Source organism: Pseudoalteromonas sp. UG3-2 (assembly GCF_037120705.1).
Taxonomy (GTDB): Bacteria; Pseudomonadota; Gammaproteobacteria; order Enterobacterales; family Alteromonadaceae; genus Pseudoalteromonas.
This window is the reverse complement of record NZ_JAWLJU010000002.1, coordinates 2,509,560-2,526,673: the sequence shown is the minus strand read 5'-3', so window position 1 is coordinate 2,526,673 and position 17,114 is coordinate 2,509,560. Positions and strand designations below refer to the sequence as shown.

At 50.9% G+C, this 17,114-nt stretch carries 11 protein-coding genes; 2 read left to right on the top strand and 9 right to left on the bottom strand.

All coding sequences use genetic code 11. The features are described from left to right. Positions 1-16 precede the first annotated feature (16 nt). A complete protein-coding gene (locus R3P39_RS14285) occupies positions 17-1,231 on the top strand; it encodes an isochorismate synthase (RefSeq protein WP_336568264.1) in 1,215 nt (404 codons plus the stop codon). 68 nt (positions 1,232-1,299) lie between these two features. Here the strand turns inward: R3P39_RS14285 and R3P39_RS14280 are convergent, their stop codons facing one another. Continuing rightward, positions 1,300-3,453: a TonB-dependent receptor domain-containing protein gene (locus R3P39_RS14280; RefSeq protein ID WP_336568262.1), complete on the bottom strand. Its 2,154-nt coding sequence runs from the start codon at positions 3,451-3,453 to the stop codon at positions 1,300-1,302. Positions 3,454-3,586: 133 nt separating this feature from the next. Between R3P39_RS14280 and R3P39_RS14275 the strand changes: the two genes are divergently transcribed. After that, positions 3,587-4,552 carry an AraC family transcriptional regulator gene (locus tag R3P39_RS14275; RefSeq protein WP_336568261.1) on the top strand — a complete coding sequence of 322 codons (966 nt, stop codon included), beginning with the start codon at positions 3,587-3,589 and terminating at the stop codon, positions 4,550-4,552. Here R3P39_RS14275 and R3P39_RS14270 read toward each other — a convergent pair. The 8 genes from R3P39_RS14270 to R3P39_RS14235 are packed head-to-tail and all read right to left on the bottom strand — an operon-like array spanning position 4,544 to position 16,961. Continuing rightward, positions 4,544-5,719: an MFS transporter gene (locus tag R3P39_RS14270; protein WP_336568260.1), complete on the bottom strand. Its 1,176-nt coding sequence runs from the start codon at positions 5,717-5,719 to the stop codon at positions 4,544-4,546. The two genes, R3P39_RS14275 and R3P39_RS14270, sit on opposite strands and share 9 nt — an antisense overlap. Further along, positions 5,716-7,248 (bottom strand): amidohydrolase family protein, encoded by a 1,533-nt coding sequence (locus tag R3P39_RS14265; protein ID WP_336568259.1) that lies wholly within the window; start codon positions 7,246-7,248, stop codon positions 5,716-5,718. Before R3P39_RS14265 ends, R3P39_RS14270 begins: the two co-directional genes overlap by 4 nt. Beyond that, the gene (locus R3P39_RS14260) at positions 7,248-8,498 is read right to left on the bottom strand and encodes an aspartate aminotransferase family protein (protein WP_336568258.1); all 1,251 of its coding nucleotides are present in this window, start codon (positions 8,496-8,498) and stop codon (positions 7,248-7,250) included. Before R3P39_RS14260 ends, R3P39_RS14265 begins: the two co-directional genes overlap by 1 nt. Before the next feature lie 14 nt (positions 8,499-8,512). Further along, positions 8,513-9,286, bottom strand: coding sequence for a 2,3-dihydro-2,3-dihydroxybenzoate dehydrogenase (gene dhbA / locus R3P39_RS14255; protein ID WP_336568257.1), 774 nt, complete (start codon positions 9,284-9,286; stop codon positions 8,513-8,515). After that, positions 9,286-10,107 (bottom strand): siderophore-interacting protein, encoded by an 822-nt coding sequence (locus R3P39_RS14250; RefSeq protein ID WP_336568256.1) that lies wholly within the window; start codon positions 10,105-10,107, stop codon positions 9,286-9,288. The genes dhbA and R3P39_RS14250 overlap by 1 nt, the downstream gene beginning before the upstream one ends. Next, on the bottom strand, positions 10,104-14,411 hold the full coding sequence (locus R3P39_RS14245; protein ID WP_336568255.1) for an amino acid adenylation domain-containing protein: 4,308 nt from the start codon (positions 14,409-14,411) through the stop codon (positions 10,104-10,106). The genes R3P39_RS14250 and R3P39_RS14245 overlap by 4 nt, the downstream gene beginning before the upstream one ends. Next, a complete protein-coding gene (locus R3P39_RS14240; protein ID WP_336568253.1) occupies positions 14,408-15,295 on the bottom strand; it encodes an isochorismatase family protein in 888 nt (295 codons plus the stop codon). Before R3P39_RS14240 ends, R3P39_RS14245 begins: the two co-directional genes overlap by 4 nt. Before the next feature lie 13 nt (positions 15,296-15,308). Continuing rightward, on the bottom strand, positions 15,309-16,961 hold the full coding sequence (locus tag R3P39_RS14235) for a (2,3-dihydroxybenzoyl)adenylate synthase (protein WP_336568252.1): 1,653 nt from the start codon (positions 16,959-16,961) through the stop codon (positions 15,309-15,311). Between the last annotated feature and the right edge of the window lie 153 nt (positions 16,962-17,114).

The following is a 17,114-nucleotide window of genomic DNA, read 5'->3' as shown; positions in this document are numbered from 1 at the left end:
GGAAATGAGGAATTCTATGTTCAATCAAACCATTTTATCCGAAGCTGTCAATACGGCTCGAGCTGGCTTTCGATCAAAGCATCAAGCGGTATTTGTCTCTGCTGACCACTGTTACGTTACCGAACCTATTGTGCACCGCTTTCGCGTCCCCATAGCTTGTCACCAAGCATTGGCCGCCAAGGTAGAGCAAGCACTGCGCCCACATAGCAGCAACGCAATGGCCTTTGGCGTACTGCCATTTTGTAAGTCGCAACAGGCCGAATTCATCATCTCTGAGGCAACACAGCGTTATGATAAGTCAGCGCTTTATGACCATGTCATTGGCGCACATGGCAGCCGCCCAAGCTCCTTACCCCAGTTACGCAGCGCCCACTATCGACAGCCACAACTTGACTATGAAGCCGCGGTAAGCAAAGCCAAACGCCTGTTTGCTCAGCAACAATTAGACAAACTGGTGCTCGCCAAGCAGGTTGATCTTAGTTTTGATGCAGCTATCTCACCGGAGCCAGTGCTGGCCAACTTATTAAGCCAAAGTGCCAGCGGCTATCACTTTTCTTTTCCAACCCAAAGTGGCGCGGTGCTAATGGGAGTCAGCCCCGAATTATTGCTCCGTAAACACGGTGGCACAATCCTCAGTAACCCTTTAGCAGGCTCAGCTAAGCGCAGCCACAGTGCCGCCACCGAAGCGCAATTAAAGCAGGCGTTGATGCACTCGAAAAAAGACCGCTACGAACATGCCGTAGTGCTGGCGGAAATGGCGGGGGTATTATCGCCTTGGTGTCGGCAACTGACGATCCCAAGCACGCCGTCGTTATTAAGCACCGCAACCATGTGGCACCTTTCCACTGAGGTACAAGGGCAACTTAGTGACCCCAATACCCACATTTTATCACTGGCAAATCGCTTACACCCCACTCCAGCATTGTGTGGTAAGCCCACCGCAGAGGCTTACCCTTGGGTACGCAGCCTCGAAGGGTGCCCCCGTGACTTCTTCTCCGGGATTATCGGCTGGTGTGACAAACATGGCAATGGCGAATGGGTGGTGGTGATCCGCAGCGCCGAAATCATGGCTAACAAGGCCAGACTGTTTGCCGGTGCCGGTATTGTCGCCGCTTCCGACCCGCGTTCAGAGTGGCTCGAAACCGAAGCCAAGCTCGCCACCATGTTAAACGCTTTAGAGGCTAAACAAGCCTATCAACGGCTCGGGGCACAGCAACTCGTGGCCTCTTAAGCGAGAGTTAATCCCTCACCAACACGTAAAAAGCCCAGCAATCATGCTGGGCTTATGTTTTAGCTTAATTAAAACTGATACGAAATACTGGCTTTAATATTACGCCCTGGCTCATAGTCCATTAGGAATAAGCCTAACTCTCCTGCCAACGGGTGGCCTGTGACCCCTGTTTTAGAAGACTGCGAAGCATAAAATTCATCGAAGGCATTCTCAATGCTCAAACGTAAATGAAGATCCTCTACAGCTTCAGGCTGCCAGTGAGCGACAAAATCATGGACCGTATAACCTGACTTACTGTTATCAATTGATGCTCCTCCTAGGAAGTTACCAGCAGCAACATCATCCAATACTTGCATTTCCCACCCAAGATTTAGGTTGTAGTCGACCATGTAGTAACTCAACTCGGCAGTAATGGAATCCCCCTGAGTGCGCTCTAACTGGAAGCCTTCTAATGCGCTGTACTGAGCATTTGCACTGAGTTCACTGTCTGATTTGGCATACGTAAACTGCGCGCTGAATTGTTCAATGCTAAAACCCATATAGGCTTCAAAGCCATCGAGCTTCATATCTCCAACGTTGTCTTTCCAAGTATCCCATGGCGACTGAGCATCAGGCTTAGTCGCGTTGTCGTAAATGTAATTATCAAGCTCCGTATCAAAAAAGGTTACACCAAGATTAATATCCGTGTCATCACTCAACCGATATTGATAAGCAACCGACAACTCAGTGTTTAAGCCCGTTTCAGCGCTGAGCTCTGGGTTTTCAGAGTCATTCAAACCTGCGCCAACAAACACTTCGCCAATCTCGGGGCCTTTAAATAACTCAGTACTACTTAATTTAATTAATAAGCCTTCACTGACTTGGTATTCCAAAGCAAGTGCTAATGATAGCTCTGAAAAATCGTTTTCAACGACCTTAGCGTCTATCTCGTAATCGTCGTACCTAACACCAGGTGTTACCACAAAACCTCTGCCCAGCTCTATCCTATCTTGTACAAATAAAGCCAGGTTTTTTGCTTGCTCGTCTGAGCGCACGCTCTCATTACTGGGGACCTTATCAATCTGGTAGTCCGTATCATGTTTAATATAATCTATGCCGTAAGTGAAAATATGAGCTTCATCTGCAAACACATTTTCAACAATAGTTTCGGCCAACACATTGAATCCAGAGTTTTTCGCTTCCCCCGTCACCAATCCGGCATTGCCGTGAAAACGGGGATGGTTAGCATCGAGCCAGCCGCGCTCATCCCGTGATAACTCACTGATGTTTGAGAAAGCGGTTGCCTTTAACTCTGTATTATCTACTGTCAGGTCATAGCTAAGAGTAACCGTGTCCCGAGTAAACTCCGTATCCCATAACAAAGGCACGCCAAGACCGTTTGTAAAGGTGATGTCTGTGGCAAGACCCATATCAGGACGGTAGCTGTAATCCCCCTCATCCTCATACGTCTCGTAACTCAGAGAAATCCTTTGGCTCGTGCCAATGTTCCAGCCAAATTTAATTAAGGCGTCTGATACCTCTCCTTTAAGGCCCTTTACTTCGCCATCGGTTCCTTCCACTTCGGCACCAGTTTGATCTAAGACTTTGCCCCCACCCACTTCGTAATTGTCTCGTTCGACGTGATTAAAATAGGCAAGAAAGTCAACGTCATCGCTTAATAGACCAAAGCCAGTAACAGAGTAGTTATGCCCGGCATTATCAGCGGCGCCGGCAGACAGGCGCATGGCAAATTGCTCATCGCCTGTTAATAATTCGCGGGCTTGTTTGGTTTCAAAGCGCACCGCCCCACCAAGGCCACCATTGATCACAGAGTTAGTGCCGGTTTCAATGTCCACAGATTTTAAAATGTCGGCGTGGATCTGCAAGTTGCCCATATGATGGTACATGTAGGTGTTTTGTGCAGCGCCATCAATGGAGATTTTTAGGTCCTTGTCGTCCATGCTACGAATGGTAATACGCTGGTTTAAAGAGTGGGCCCCACCAACATCTATACCAGGAATAGAACGCAGCAAATCCGAGACATGATCGGCCTGTTTATCAGCAATTTCTTGCTCTTGTAAATACAATGCCGAGGTTTTTACTGCCGTTGACCAAACCTGAATTCGTTCTATTTTTTCTTCTGCTTCAGCATTGGCCATAACCGGCATAGCGGTGACCCCAGCTACGGCTAAAGCGAGAGTGGAAAGGCGAAAAGCGCGGTGTTTAGTGCGAGAAACCAACATATTTGTCCCTTAAACTTTGATGTTAATAAGAATCACTCTCAATATTGTACACCTTTGCTTTTATTGCTTTCTAAATATTAGTTATGCAAAATCGTCAATCAGTTATGCGATTTAAAAAATAATGGCGCAAGACATGGAAGGAAATATAACTAGCACCCAGTTAAACGAGCACCTCCTAGTGCGAACCGGCACCTGCTGCCGTCATGGTGGTGGTGCGCAAGAGCAAGCCATTGTCACTGGTAGGCTGTCATTTATACCACTCACCGATGAGCTGCAGCTGCATATTTGCCACTGCGTTGAACAGCAACAGTTGAGCCAATCGTGCCAACTGCCACCTAGTCTCAACATTACCGTCTTACTCGCCGGCAGTGTGGCCTTTCGTGTGGGCGAAAAATATTACCAGTTCCACGCCCAAACCCAGCCCCTGGCATTTGCCAATATCATTGCCAAGTCGGAACCTTTTAGTCGCTACCTACATCGGCATCAAGAAGTCAAAAAGGTCACCTTAAGTGTTAGTCATGATTTTCTACAAAAGCGCATGACTGCGCCGCAGTTTGCATCATTCAACAGCACCCGAGTGACTCAACTTACTCTAGATGAGGAGATACTGCTCCTTACCCAACAACTGCTTAATACCCCGAGCAGCACAGATATGCTAACGCGATTACATTATGAAAGCCTTGCGACCCAATGGTTGGCAAAGTTACTGCCAGAGGTCATGCAGAAAAAAACCACCCAACATGCTCATTACCGCTTGCCACCCGATACCGACATTGAGCGCAAGAAGAGCCGCATAATAGATCTTTTGACCTCAGAGAGCAGCCTTGAGGACATCGCTGCGGAGCTGGCCATGAGTCTAAGTAGTCTGCAACGCTTCTTTCGTCAGCATTTTAATAGCACTCCTAAGCGCTATTTACAGCAGCATAAATTAAACCGGGCAAGACATGCATTGCTAATAGAGGGATTGTCTGTAGGGGAAGCGGCCTACCTTGCAGGCTACCATCATATTGGTAATTTCAGCGCGGCTTTCAAAAAGCAGTTTGGTATCACACCGATGCAGTTTGTGGCTATGCACCGGCATGAAAACAACTTAACTTAGCTCGGCTAACGCGGCTTTTTTGCGGACTAGAAAGGTAATACTGAACAATACCGTGATGCTAACAATCACGGTTCCTAAGCAGAGGAAAAACCCCTGATAGCCTAACCACGCAATAATGGGGTCAAACATAACTGGGCTCAAAAACTGGCCAGTAAAATAACACGTAGTCATTATCCCCATGGCTTTGCCACGCATGGCGAGCGGTATCACCGCAAACAACCACACCACTAAGTTAGGCCGGATCGCCCCCAGCCCAATGCCAACCACTAGACTGGTCAGGATCACTGTAGTTAGTGTCGTGGTAAAACTCAGTAAAACAAAACCAAGTGCCACCAATAACCAACCCGCTACATGAGCTTGCCCGACGTTAAGTAACCGCCGCAACTGGCCATAACACAAGGAGCTGACAGACATCGCCAATAAAAACATCGCTACAATTAAACCAATGTCACTGGCTGAAGCTGACAAGCTTGTTAAGTAAAAAGGCAAGTAAAGCGTGAGCCCATAAAGCACCAAAACTTCTACGAACGCTAAGCCACAACAACCAACAAAGGAAGAATTCAAGCCGTAATGCGGTGCATCACTCGGCGCTGTGGGAGCGGCGCTTTTTGGGTCTTTTATCCACATCCAAGCCCCTGGCAGGATGAATAAAGCCAACGCGTAAATGGCAAATACCCAACTCCAATGCTGCTGTGCCAAAAAGCCGGCTAGCGCCATAAAAAACACGCCGCCAAAGCCGCCAAACGCGGCTTGCATGCCTATAAACTGTGAAAACTTTTCACCGCTTAAATACTTCCCTGCCAAGGTGGTGCCAGCCACCATAATCAGCGCCACCGCGAAGCCCATAAACGCGCGGCTAAGTAATAACAGCCAAAGCGAAAACTGCCAATAATAGCCCAGCGCAGCACTGATAATAAACGCCACTAAACCGCTCCGTAATAGTAGGTAAGCCGGTAAGCGATCCACCCAGCTACCTACTAATGGCGCACAGATAGCAATGACAAGACCGGGTAAAGCGAGCGTCATTTTAGTCCAAAAGGCCGCTTCGCTAACACCAGTAAACGCCGCTGTCATGCCGGGTAATGCCGGCGCCAGTGGCGCGCTGGCCATCACGGTGAGCGTACTGGCTAACAGCAAAAACCAAGTGGCTAAACGCATCTGGCTCATCCTGGCCTCCCGATGCGCTGACGTGCACTGGCCACCGCTTTGAGGTAATCTTGGTACAGCTCAGCTTCATCGAACCGGGTACTGCGGCCATTTCGTACCACCCAATCTCCGGCCACCATCACACTATCAACATCGTGACTAGAGCCGGTAACAATAAACGTGCGCAATGGGTGCGCAGAAAGTTTATAACGGTAGTCGTCATTATTGATGAGCACCAAATCGGCCTGTTTTCCTACCGCAATAGAGCCTATTTGCTGCTCCCAACCCAGCGCTTTGGCACCATACAAAGAAGCGGTTTTTAGTGCCAAGGTTGGTGGGCAAGTGGTGTTGCAGTTTTGCGCTTCATTATGACCTAAGTGGGCACCGCGCATGGCTTCGCACATGCCACCAATAAAGGAAATATCACCATCGGTGCTACTCGATACCCACACTCCGTCTTTGAGAAAGCGCCCAATTTGCCCGGTTTCACTGACCGTTGCCTCACCTAACATGCCGTAGTGGGCCGGTGAGTGACAAATATTAACGCCGGTTTGCAATAAGCGTTGATACTCTTGCTCACTGGCATACGCCGTGTGCACTGCCAAGAGCTTATCCGTCAGCAGTCCCATGGCATCAAAGCGAGCGATTGGCGACAGTCCAAACACTCGCTCGACTTCACTGCGCTCATGTTTAAGCGGCGCTAAGTGAGTTGCATAAGGCACTTGATACTGCTTGGCAATGCTTGCCAGTGCTGCCAGCTGCTTATCCGAGCTACCAAATGCCCCCATCACCGAAGGCATAGCGCCCACTAGCCCCGAGCTATGTCCTTCCCAAGTTTCAATCAGAGCAAGCCAATCCTCTGTTTGTGCTTGGGTATCCGCAACGGCTGTGGGCGTCGCTTTATTGCTCTCCAGCATGATGTCTGAGCCCCAACGACTCACCCGCAGTCGCATCCCCAAATCGATGGCCGCCAACGCCATAGCATCGCCTTTATTGGCAGAGCCAACGTCGCCCAATGCCGTGGTGCCAGAGCGCAGCTGTGTCCACATGCTCCAACGGGCAATGGCCAGTCCCTCGGCCAAGGTTAGTTTATCGGCGACACTCGAAATAAAACCAAACATCGCCCCTAAAGCTTGCACATCACCGCCGTTAGCATAAGCAGTCGGGGTCACATGGCTGTCATCAGGCTGCTCAGGGTTTGGGGCCACAAAGCTCTCATGCCAATGGGGATTAATCAGCCCAGGCAGCATCAGCTTACCCTGACCATCGAGCTTTTGCTGGTATAGCGGTGGCTCCTCACTGGTATCGCCAAGCGCAACTATGGTGCGCCCTGCAACCACCACCCAACCATGGGGGATCACGCGATTATCCTCATCGGCGGTGTAAATAAACACATTGTCGATAAGTGTGTGCAGGGTATTGTCCTGAGGCTTTATCGGCGTTGCTTTTAAACTCTCGATGGTATCCACCGCAGCACTACCAAAGGCCGTGGTGGTGTTCGCTTGCGCTAAGCTGGCAAAGCGCTGCGGCTGAAAACAACTGCACGCCATTAGGCCGCTTCCTGATTTTTGAACAATCCAGCCGCTTTCATTGCCATTAACGATGCTTTAACGGCAGAGATTGTTTGGGTAATGTGCTCCTCAGTATGGGCACCACAAATAAAGTTTACTTCGCGACGCAGTAACACTCCGCGCTTGGCCATTTCCGCCAAAAACGGAATGGCCAACTTCACATGGGCTTGCGGGTCACGGGCAAATAAGAACATCGGAATAGGGTCATAACCGACCACACTCAGCGGGGTCTCTAACTGTTGCGCGATGGCATTTACTTCGGCTTTTAAGCGTGCGCCTAACTTGGCAATGTGGTCACAAAAATCCATTCGTTGATATTCTTTGAGTACGGCATCACACACTGCCAACGACAACATTTCGCCGCCAAAGGTGGTCGAGACCTGCAGCGCTGCCATTTGCGACATTAATGTGCGTTTGCCTGTGACTGCCGACAACGGCATGCCAGCAGCGATACCTTTTGATAAGGTAACCAAATCGGCATCAACGCCAAAGAACTCTTGGGCACCACCGGGAGCCAAGCGAAAGCCGGTAACCACCTCATCAAAGATCAAAATAACGCCATGCTCGCTGCATACACGTCGCAATTGCTGCAAGAAGGACTTCTCTAACACGCGATTGTAAGGCACGGATAGCAGCACCGCGGCCAGTGAGTCTTGCTGTGCCACCACCTTGTCTAAAATTGCAGCTTCGTCCTTTTCAGTAAAAAGTGGCATTCGATGAGTTAAGGCGGCGATACTGGCTGGCACTCCCGGGGTGTCAAACATATAGTGATCATGCCAGCCGTTGTAACCAATGGTCATGATTTCATCGCGCCCAGTTGCGTGCCGTGCTAAGCGAATGGCCGCCGAGTTGGCATCCGCACCGGTTTTAAAAAAGCGCACCAATTCAGCATTCGGAATGACCTTAGACAGGGTCTGAGCTGTGGTTACCTCAATGGGAGTCGGTAAAGAATGAATTATGCCCTTGCTGAGGTTGTCGCGGATGGCTGTCACCACGGCCGGATGATTGTGTCCCAGTGTATTGGCAGCCAAGCCACAGACAAAGTCGATGTATTGGTTGCCATCAACATCGGTGACCATGGCGCCCTCTCCTTCAGCCAAGTAGACTGGGTAGGCTCCAGGAGAAAACTGCTCTGGCTTTTTCATCATTGACTGGGTAAAGCCGGCAATGACGTGTTCACCTTGCGCTTGCAGGGCCTGAGACTGGGTTAAATTAAGTGTTGTCGTCATACGTTCCTCGAAATTTAATGACCTAGCGTCGCCCCACCATCCACGGTGAGCTGAGCCATAGTAATGTGATTTGCTTGCGTGCTAAGCAGAAATAAGATGCTAGAGGCAATGTCGTCTGGGGTGGCTAGCTTGGCTAACGGGATCCCCACCTTGTAGCTGGCCAAGTCGCCAGAAATGGTTTGGGCAGCGCCGCTTTGGTCTTGCCAAAGTTGTTGCTGCATCAAGGTATCGGTTGAGCCGGGCGCCACTAGATTGCAGCGAATATTGTCTGTGGCTAACTCCAGTGCGAGATTTTTAACCAGCGCCGTCAGTGCCGCTTTTGCTGCACAATAACTGGCCATGTTTAAGCGCGGCGTGTGTGCTGCGTTGCTGCTTACCGCCACCATTGCGCCGCGCCCCCGCGCCCGCATTTTGTTGCCCACCGCTCGGCAGAGGTAAAAAGGGCCATGACAATTAACCGCAAAGCTGCGCTGCCAATCGTCATCGCTTTGGGTTAACACACTGTCCAACAACAAGACGCCAGCCACGCTGGCTAAGTAGTCAATGGCACCATGGTGTTGCTCCACCTCATCAACCAGGCGCTGTACTTGGCCGCTGTCGCTGACATCCAGCTGCACCTGCAACAATCGTGGTGAGACCGATGTCAGCTGAGGCTGAGCGAAGGCGATATCAGCCGCCACCACGGTGGCACCTTGTGCTAGCAACTGGTTCACCAGCGCCGCCCCTATGCCACGCGCGGCTCCAGTGACCAGTGCAATACGGCCAGCCCATTCCGAAGTTTCGGTCATTAGTACACCTCATCCATAATTTCATGACGCTGGTCGTGGTAGCGCTCTTCGTCTTGCCCTCGACGCCAGTATGGAATGGCATAGAGCTGCTTTTTTGTTAGTCCAAAATCACCAATGAGCTGCTTGCGACACGCCAGCACAGCACTGTTTTCACCGGCAACAAAGGCACTCACTGAGGTTGCAGTGGCTGGCGGTTTCGCCGTCGCTAAGGCCCGAGCCAACTGCTGATGATCGCCACGTATCCGGGTCAACCAATGAATGGTGACATTACTTGGATGGTCAAGCTCATGGCAGTCGTCGATACTATCCACTTCGATAAACACTTCAGCGTGTTGCTCGTCTGACATTTGCTGTAATAACGCACTGATTGCCGGCACTGCGGTTAAATCGCCAGCTAATAGTTGCCAGTCGGCCGCGGCCAACAAGGGATTGGGTCCACCAGGGCCGGCAACACCGAGTTCAGCGCCTAGTTTGGCATTGACCGCCCAACCTGAAGCGGGGCTACTATCACCATGAACCACAAAGTCAATATCCAATTCGTTTTGTTCAGCACGATAGGCGCGCACCGTATAGGCCCGTGTCACGGGCTTATCCTTTGGCCAGTGAATTTTGCCCTGCTCATCGCGAGTTGGCAGTTGCAAGTTGCCGCTTTGGCGATTGGCAAAAAACAACTTAATGTGCGCGCCGGCACTGTCACTGGGAAACCCCAGCAACTCATCTCCAGATACCGTGATCCGCAATAGCCGTGGAGTAATATAGCGCTTAGCAACACAGTAAACACGGCGGGGCCCTGAAGGTTTGACAGGCTGGCGAATGGTCATAATGCCTCCTCATGAAGTAAATGGTTTTGCTTGAGTTTTTGCACCACCTGGGGATGCTGCCTGGGGTTGAGTAGCCCAACGCGAAAAGCAAAAACTAAGTATTGGCTTAGGTCGTCGCAGCAAAATGTCGGTAAATTGATGGCAAACTTACGACTGGCACTAACAAAGCGCTGATTATTGGCCACCAGCTTTACCGGCTGTGTCTGCTTGCCTTGGCTGCTGAAAAAGCTAGCAATGGCTACATCATGTTCATCATCGGAGTGCTCGAGTTGTTGCACCCACTTCGCCACCGCCAAGGTATGAACCTCGAATCCGTATTGCTGCAACCATTGATAGAGCTGTGGTAAACAAACCTGGGTCTCGGGTGTCAGGTTGTACACCCCATGACCGGTCTGCTGCAGCGTTTGCCGCACCATAAACTGGGCGATGGTATCCACCGGCGTCCATGGTTCAGACACCTTCAGTTCAGGTAATTGCTGACGCTTTAGTCCCGCCCGTAAAATCCGCCAAACTAAGTCGTCGCGATTAATAAAGCCACTGTGGCTTGCACCTATCACTCGAGCTAAGCGATACACTTGCACTTTAACGCCTTGTTTGCGCGCTTTAGCCACCATGGCTTCTGCTGCCCACTTGGATTGCTGATAGCCATCACGTAACCCGGGGTGGAATGCGACAAACTGCTCCTCTAGCGGTTGCTCCTGCTGCGGGGCTACGGCAATGGTTGAAACATGGCTAAACGGTAACGCAAACTGTTTGGCAAACTTAAGCAGCTGAGCCGTTACCAAAACATTGGCACTGCGCAAGCTAGCGTAATCTCGTAACACCGAGGTTTGTGCCGCGTTATGGAGCACATGAGTAATGCGACGACCAAGCGCGTCATACTCACAGGCCCTTAACCCCAAGTTCGGTTTGGCGATATCTGTCACTAAGACTTCAACACGTTGCTTGTCCAGCTCTCCTAATTGCTGTGCTGCGAGTGCTTGCTGCAATCTCGCCAAGCCATGTTGCAGGTTGTCGGCGCGCACCGGACAAAGGATGGTTACGTTTGCCGTGAGTAATAACTGGGCGAGTAACTGCGCGCCAACGAAACCTGTCGCGCCAGTCAGTAATACACATGGCGAGGTTGGCTGCTTCAGTGTTGGCGATGGCTGAATCGCTTGTAGCTGGGTTTCAACATCCTCGACATCCTGCGTGATGGTGGCTTGCAGCTGGTCATGGCTTGTTGGGCTCACGCCGCTCCCCTTCGCCAACGCAGTGCAAAGATCCGCAAGTTTGGGATGAGCAAACAAAAATGCCACCGTCACCGTCTGCTGACACAGCTCAGTCAGTCTGGCAGCCACTTGAATGCACTGCATAGACTGACCACCAATATCGAAAAAGTTATCATCCGGATGCACGTCAGCCACACCTAACACCGCTTGCCACACAGCGGCCACTTCAGCCTGTAAACCCGTTAACTGGGTTTTCGGAGCGCAGCTTGAGTGTGAAGATAATGCCTTGCGGTCGAGTTTATTGGCTGCGGTCTTTGGCAAAGAGGCATGATAGTAAAGCTGACTTGGTATCATTACCGCTGGTAGCTGCTGCGCCAGTTCAGTTCGCAGTTGAGACAACGTTCGCTGCTGCGTCGCCACCACATGCGCCGCCAATGCCGTTGCTGCACCTTGGCTGTTATGGATCACGGTGATCGCCGCCTCAAGCACCTCAGGCAAAGCCAACAATGCCGCTTCTATTTCACCAATCTCAATGCGATAGCCACTGATCTTGATTTGCGCATCACTGCGCCCTAAGTAAGTCAGCACCCCTGCTTTATCCATTATCACCCTATCGCCAGTGCGATAGGCTGCGACCATTGCTCGCTGCAGTGGATCCCAAACCTCAACAAAAGCGTGGTCACTTTGTTGCTGCTGATTAAGGTAGCCACTGGCCAATCCGACTCCGGTTAACCACAGCTCGCCCTGCTCACCGAGCTTGGCCACCTGCCCCGGCTCACGCATCACCACCGCGCCACGACCAGCTAACGGTTTGCCAATAAGATTAAATGCCGTGGTGTGACTCAAATCCACTGCAGTGGCCACCACAGTGGCTTCGGTCGGCCCATAGGTGTTCAATAAGCGAATGTTTTGGGCAACATGTGCTTGCCAGGCTTGCACTCGCTGACTATTTACCGCCTCACCACCAATGATTAGGGTATGTACTCGCTGTGGCAGGAAACGCCCGGAGCGGCAAAGATAGTGACATAACTCATGCCAATAGGCCGTAGGTAAATCGAGTACCGTTATTTGCTGCTCGTCAATTTCATCCATAAAAGCGCTAAACGAGCTCAACATAGCATCGCTACGCAGTACTAAGGCCGCGCCGCTGCTGTGGGTAACAAATATTTCTTCAATGCAAGTATCAAAGTGAAAAGGGGCAAACTGCAATACTCGGTCTGCCGGGCCGATGCCATAACACTCTCTGGCGCCATGAACAAAACCCGCCAAGGCAGCATGGCTGATCTGTACTCCTTTTGGCTGGCCCGTTGAACCTGAGGTATAAATTAAATAAGCCTGCTGCTCGGGTGACACCTTTATGCCCTCGACAGGGTAGTTGCTGTGGCGTGGCAAATCGCTGACATCCAGCAGTGACAAACCACTATCAATAGCACTGACACTGGCTGCGGTTTGCGGGTTAACCAAGGCAACAAAAGGAGCGGCATCTGCGATTATTTCGCTATTACGTGCAGCTGGCGCGGCATCATCAATACACACAAAGCGCTGACCGGCCGCCAGAACCGCCCAAATGGCAACTATTGTCTCAGGGCTGCGCGGTAATGCCACGACAACAGTGCCAGCACTCGCTTGTTGCAAGGCTTGTATGCCCTGCGCCAATGCCCTTACTTGCTGGTACAGTTCAGCATAGCTCAGCTCACGGCCTTGTGCATTGCGCAGCGCCAGAGCCTCTGGCCGTTGCCGCACTTGCTGTAGCAAGCTCGATAGCACACTATTAAATGGCAGCGGCCCTTGCTGGTGATACAACGCCAAATCGCTGCAGCGCACAGCTAAAGGTTGTTGCAATTGGCTCTCGAACTGCTGCAATAATGCTAGGCTTTGTGTCTGTAGGGCCTTTAACTGCTCCATGCTATAACCACTTGGATTTGCCTCTATCTCGAACAGTAAGCTGCCGTCTGCTTGAGTGGCAAACACAAAGGCAATGTCTTCCACCGGCCCGACACTGATGGTATGACTGCTCACTGGATAGCCCGAACAGCTGTGTTGGCGCTCAAATGGCAAAATATTAACCACGGGGCCAAACAATTTGTCCGGTAGGTTGTGGGCCTGCGACTGAGCCTTAATCTCCTCGTAACGAAAGCGAAAATGCCGCCTTGCCTGGCGCAGCTGCTGGCTCACTTGGGTCACCAAGTCAGCAAAGCCTGTGGCCAGGTGAAATTGTACTTTGAGCGGAATGATATTCATGTGCATACACGGGGTATTGGCAGCCTTACTGGCAATACGATTGGCCACAGGAATGCCAATGATGGTTTCCGCTGCACCACTCGATTGATAAGCTAAATAGCTAATGGCAGCGATCAGCAGCTCAGGCCAACTGGCCCCCTGACGCTGTGCTTGAGTAACGAGCTTTTGCTGTAACTGCGCAGATAGGATGGCGCTGACTTTATTACTCGCCGCTTCGGCTTGCAAAGTGTTGTCAGTCAGTTGAATGGCGCTGCTGGCACCACGTAAATGCGCCAACCAAAACTCTTTATCCTGTTGATAGTGCTCACTGTGTTGATAATTTACATCGGCAACCACTAATTCCCGATACTGAGCCTCATCGTCTGTTACTGGCCGGCCTTCATACGCAGCCAAGACACGATCACCAGCCAGTGCAAAGCTGTAACCATCCATCGCAATGTGGTGCGCTCCCAGCGCCCATAAATACTGCCTTGGCGCGAGTTTTATCAACACATGGCGATACAGCTCCCCTGCTGCCAAATGGTAGGGCTTGCGATACCAGTCACTGAGGAAATGCTGTGCAGCAGCGGGGGCATTCTCCTGTTCGGAAAAATCAACATAGTCGCCATACTTAGCGCTGCGCTCAGCATTGCTTAATAGTATTTGCTGTGGTTCGCCGCCCTGCTCTTGAAACTTAACATTTAGCGCAGTGATCCCTTGCAAGGCCCGCGATGCCTCTAGCAACCACCGCTGAGTATCGACCTCCCAGTCTAGTTTGAGGTACTCAGCCGTATTGTAGTAGCTGTCACACGATTGCTTCGCCTGACCTAACCATATCCCAAGCTGAGCCGCGGTAAGTGGCAGGGTACTCATAGCGCCTGTTCTACTTGGTTGCTTTTAGCGGCAATAATGTCATGCCACTGGGTCAAGTTCTCCCCTGCGGCTAGGTCTGCCAAGGTCACCGCCACTCCTTGCCCGCGCCACTGTTCGACTAAGGCCATTACCCGGATAGAATCTAAACCGAGATAGAGCAAGTTTTCTTCAGGGTCCACTTCTGTAGTATTAATATTCAGTGTGTCTGCCACCGCTTGCTGCATCTGGGCTAGCGTGATTGAGGTGCTCTTGGTCGTAGTCGTAGCACAGGCCTCAGTAACTTCTTGTAGTAGCTGTACCTGACCGCAACGAGTGGCCACATACTCTAGCGCTTGCTGTTGCTCTTTGGCACTAAAATCCGCCACAGCATCCGCAACCACAAAAGGCTTAATGTCAGACATAAAGGCATCAAGGGCGGTGGCTAACACCCCAATGTGGGCGTAGATACCACAAATAATAAGTTGATCTCGCCCTTGTGCTTGCATGTCTTGTAGCAACGTACTGCGTTTGAAGGCACTGTAACGCCACTTGGTGTAGACTTTATCACCGGCCTCAGGGGCTATGTCAGCAATAATAGGGGTATCTGCTTGACCCAAGCCGGTGCCCCAAAAGTCGGTTAATAAGGCTCGCAAATGTGCTGGCTGATCGGCTGGCTGGGCGGTATAGACAACCGGGATCCCAGCGGCTTTAGCGATCTTGATCAGTACTTTAATATGTTCCACCAAGGCTGCCATGGGCGCCGCTTTGGAGTCATAAAAGTTGACAAAGTACGACTGCATGTCATGCACCAGCAATACCGCCTTATTGGGCTCAAGAGCCCATTGGGTACGATTTTCTGGGCGATCTGTGGGCAGTGAGTAACTGCTGATCCGAGGGATTGCCATAGTATTTTTCCTATTAAACTGATTCAACTGGAGTAAGAGTGTGCTTAATGCGCTCGCGCAGTGCTCGCTTATCTACTTTGCCAACTTTGGTGGTTGGCAGCTCGGTCACAAACTCGATGCGGTCAGGGAGCTTGTACAAGGCCAGGCCGCGGTCACGCAAAAAACGCAATAAATGACCTCGCGTTGCCACTTCGGGACGGTCTTGATAAAGCACCACAAAAGCGCATATGCGCTCCCCCAATAAGGCATCGGGCATGGCGACTAAGGCACAGTCATAGACACTGGGGTGGGCGAGCAAGAGGTTTTCGACCTCTTCTGCGGCGACCTTTTCACCGCCTTTATTAATCTGATCTTTATCGCGGCCCACCACGATAAGGTGGCCACTGGGGGTTTGCTTAACGACATCGCCGCTACAATAAAAGCCAGACGCAGTAAAAGCGGCTAAATTATGGGCGGCAGCGTTAAAATACCCCCGGAAGGTATAGGGCCCTTTGGTGGTGAGCAGCCCAGCCTGGCCCGGCTCAACTTCTTGATTATTGTTATCCACAATGCGCACTTGATCGGCGTCGCTCATGGGTAAGCCTTGAGTATGGTGCCGATGCCATGAGTCATCGTCTAAACGAGTGTAATTCACCAGTCCCTCTGCCATGCCAAACACTTGCTGCAGCAATACCCCAAACTCAGCTTCAAGCTTTGCCGCCAGCGTTGCACTGAGCTTAGCGCCGCCCACTTGCACCACTTGTAATGTGCTTAAATCATCGTGACTGCTGGCTTTGGCATCGAGCCATAGGTTTACCGCCGGTGGTACCAATGCCGTCCAAGTCACGCGGTGACGCTGGATCAAGGGAAAGCAGCTGCTTGGGGAAGGGTCTGGTGCACAAACCAGAGTGCCACCGGCATAAAACACGCCCAGTGCCCCTGGTGAGCTCAGTGGAAAGTTATGCGCCGCAGGCAAGGCGCATAAATACCGAGTTTGGCTATTCCATTGGCACACGGCAACGCTCTGGCGAATGCTATAGTAGTAATCATTATGACTTCGCGGGATCAGCTTAGGAGTGCCAGTACTGCCGCCCGACAACTGAAAAAATGCGGTATTCTCAGCATTGTGTTTCCTAAGCGATAGCGACTCAAAGTGATTAAAGCAGGCAGAGGCATGAAGCTTACTGGTAAAGTCTTCCGTCCAACTCTGCTGACCCCGTAAATAGACGTGCTGCAGCTGAGTCGAGTGCTGTTGTAGCTCAGTATAAAACTGTGCATTTTTAAATAATGGCTGTGCCGCATCAGCGAGAATAAGCGCGGGCTGTAATAGCTGGGTGTATTGCTTTAGCTCCAGCTGCTGATGATTCATTAACGCATACACTGGAACCACCGCCAGTTTTTGTAAGGCAAAGAAAACAACATAAAATTCATAACAGTTGGGTAGCTGAACGATGGCACTGTCCCCAGCAGCTATTCCTTGGTTCGCTAAATAGCAGGCCAGTCGCGTCGCTGCTTTTTCGAGTTCGAGATAACTTTTACTGAGCTCGCCATCGATCACCGCAATGCCATGGGGGTTGGATTGCACTTGGCGCTCTAAAATTTGTATCAGCTCCTGATCTCGCCAATATCCCAAACGCCGATATTGTTCTGCATCGCCCTCGGGCCAAGATAAACAACTATTTAACATTATTTTAAACCTTAGATGTTGCGTATTTCATTATAAAGCATGAGTCAGCGTTTAACTCAGTTAAAAAACGACATAAGAACAGCACTAAAAAGCAGCAATAAATAAAAATAAATTCATGCACTTATTAGACATAAACAGTAAACTTCAATGTAG

Excerpts from the sequence above, each read along its gene's own strand:
- R3P39_RS14235 (WP_336568252.1), bottom strand. The coding sequence starts at position 16,961 with ATGTTAAATAGTTGTTTATCTTGGCCCGAGGGCGATGCAGAACAATAT.
- R3P39_RS14250 (WP_336568256.1), bottom strand. The coding sequence starts at position 10,107 with ATGACCATTCGCCAGCCTGTCAAACCTTCAGGGCCCCGCCGTGTTTAC.
- R3P39_RS14260 (WP_336568258.1), bottom strand. The coding sequence starts at position 8,498 with ATGACGACAACACTTAATTTAACCCAGTCTCAGGCCCTGCAAGCGCAA.
- R3P39_RS14285 (WP_336568264.1), top strand. The coding sequence starts at position 17 with ATGTTCAATCAAACCATTTTATCCGAAGCTGTCAATACGGCTCGAGCT.
- R3P39_RS14245 (WP_336568255.1), bottom strand. The coding sequence starts at position 14,411 with ATGAGTACCCTGCCACTTACCGCGGCTCAGCTTGGGATATGGTTAGGT.
- R3P39_RS14270 (WP_336568260.1), bottom strand. The coding sequence starts at position 5,719 with ATGAGCCAGATGCGTTTAGCCACTTGGTTTTTGCTGTTAGCCAGTACG.
- R3P39_RS14240 (WP_336568253.1), bottom strand. The coding sequence starts at position 15,295 with ATGGCAATCCCTCGGATCAGCAGTTACTCACTGCCCACAGATCGCCCA.
- R3P39_RS14280 (WP_336568262.1), bottom strand. The coding sequence starts at position 3,453 with ATGTTGGTTTCTCGCACTAAACACCGCGCTTTTCGCCTTTCCACTCTC.
- R3P39_RS14265 (WP_336568259.1), bottom strand. The coding sequence starts at position 7,248 with ATGGCGTGCAGTTGTTTTCAGCCGCAGCGCTTTGCCAGCTTAGCGCAA.
- R3P39_RS14275 (WP_336568261.1), top strand. The coding sequence starts at position 3,587 with ATGGAAGGAAATATAACTAGCACCCAGTTAAACGAGCACCTCCTAGTG.
- dhbA (WP_336568257.1), bottom strand. The coding sequence starts at position 9,286 with ATGACCGAAACTTCGGAATGGGCTGGCCGTATTGCACTGGTCACTGGA.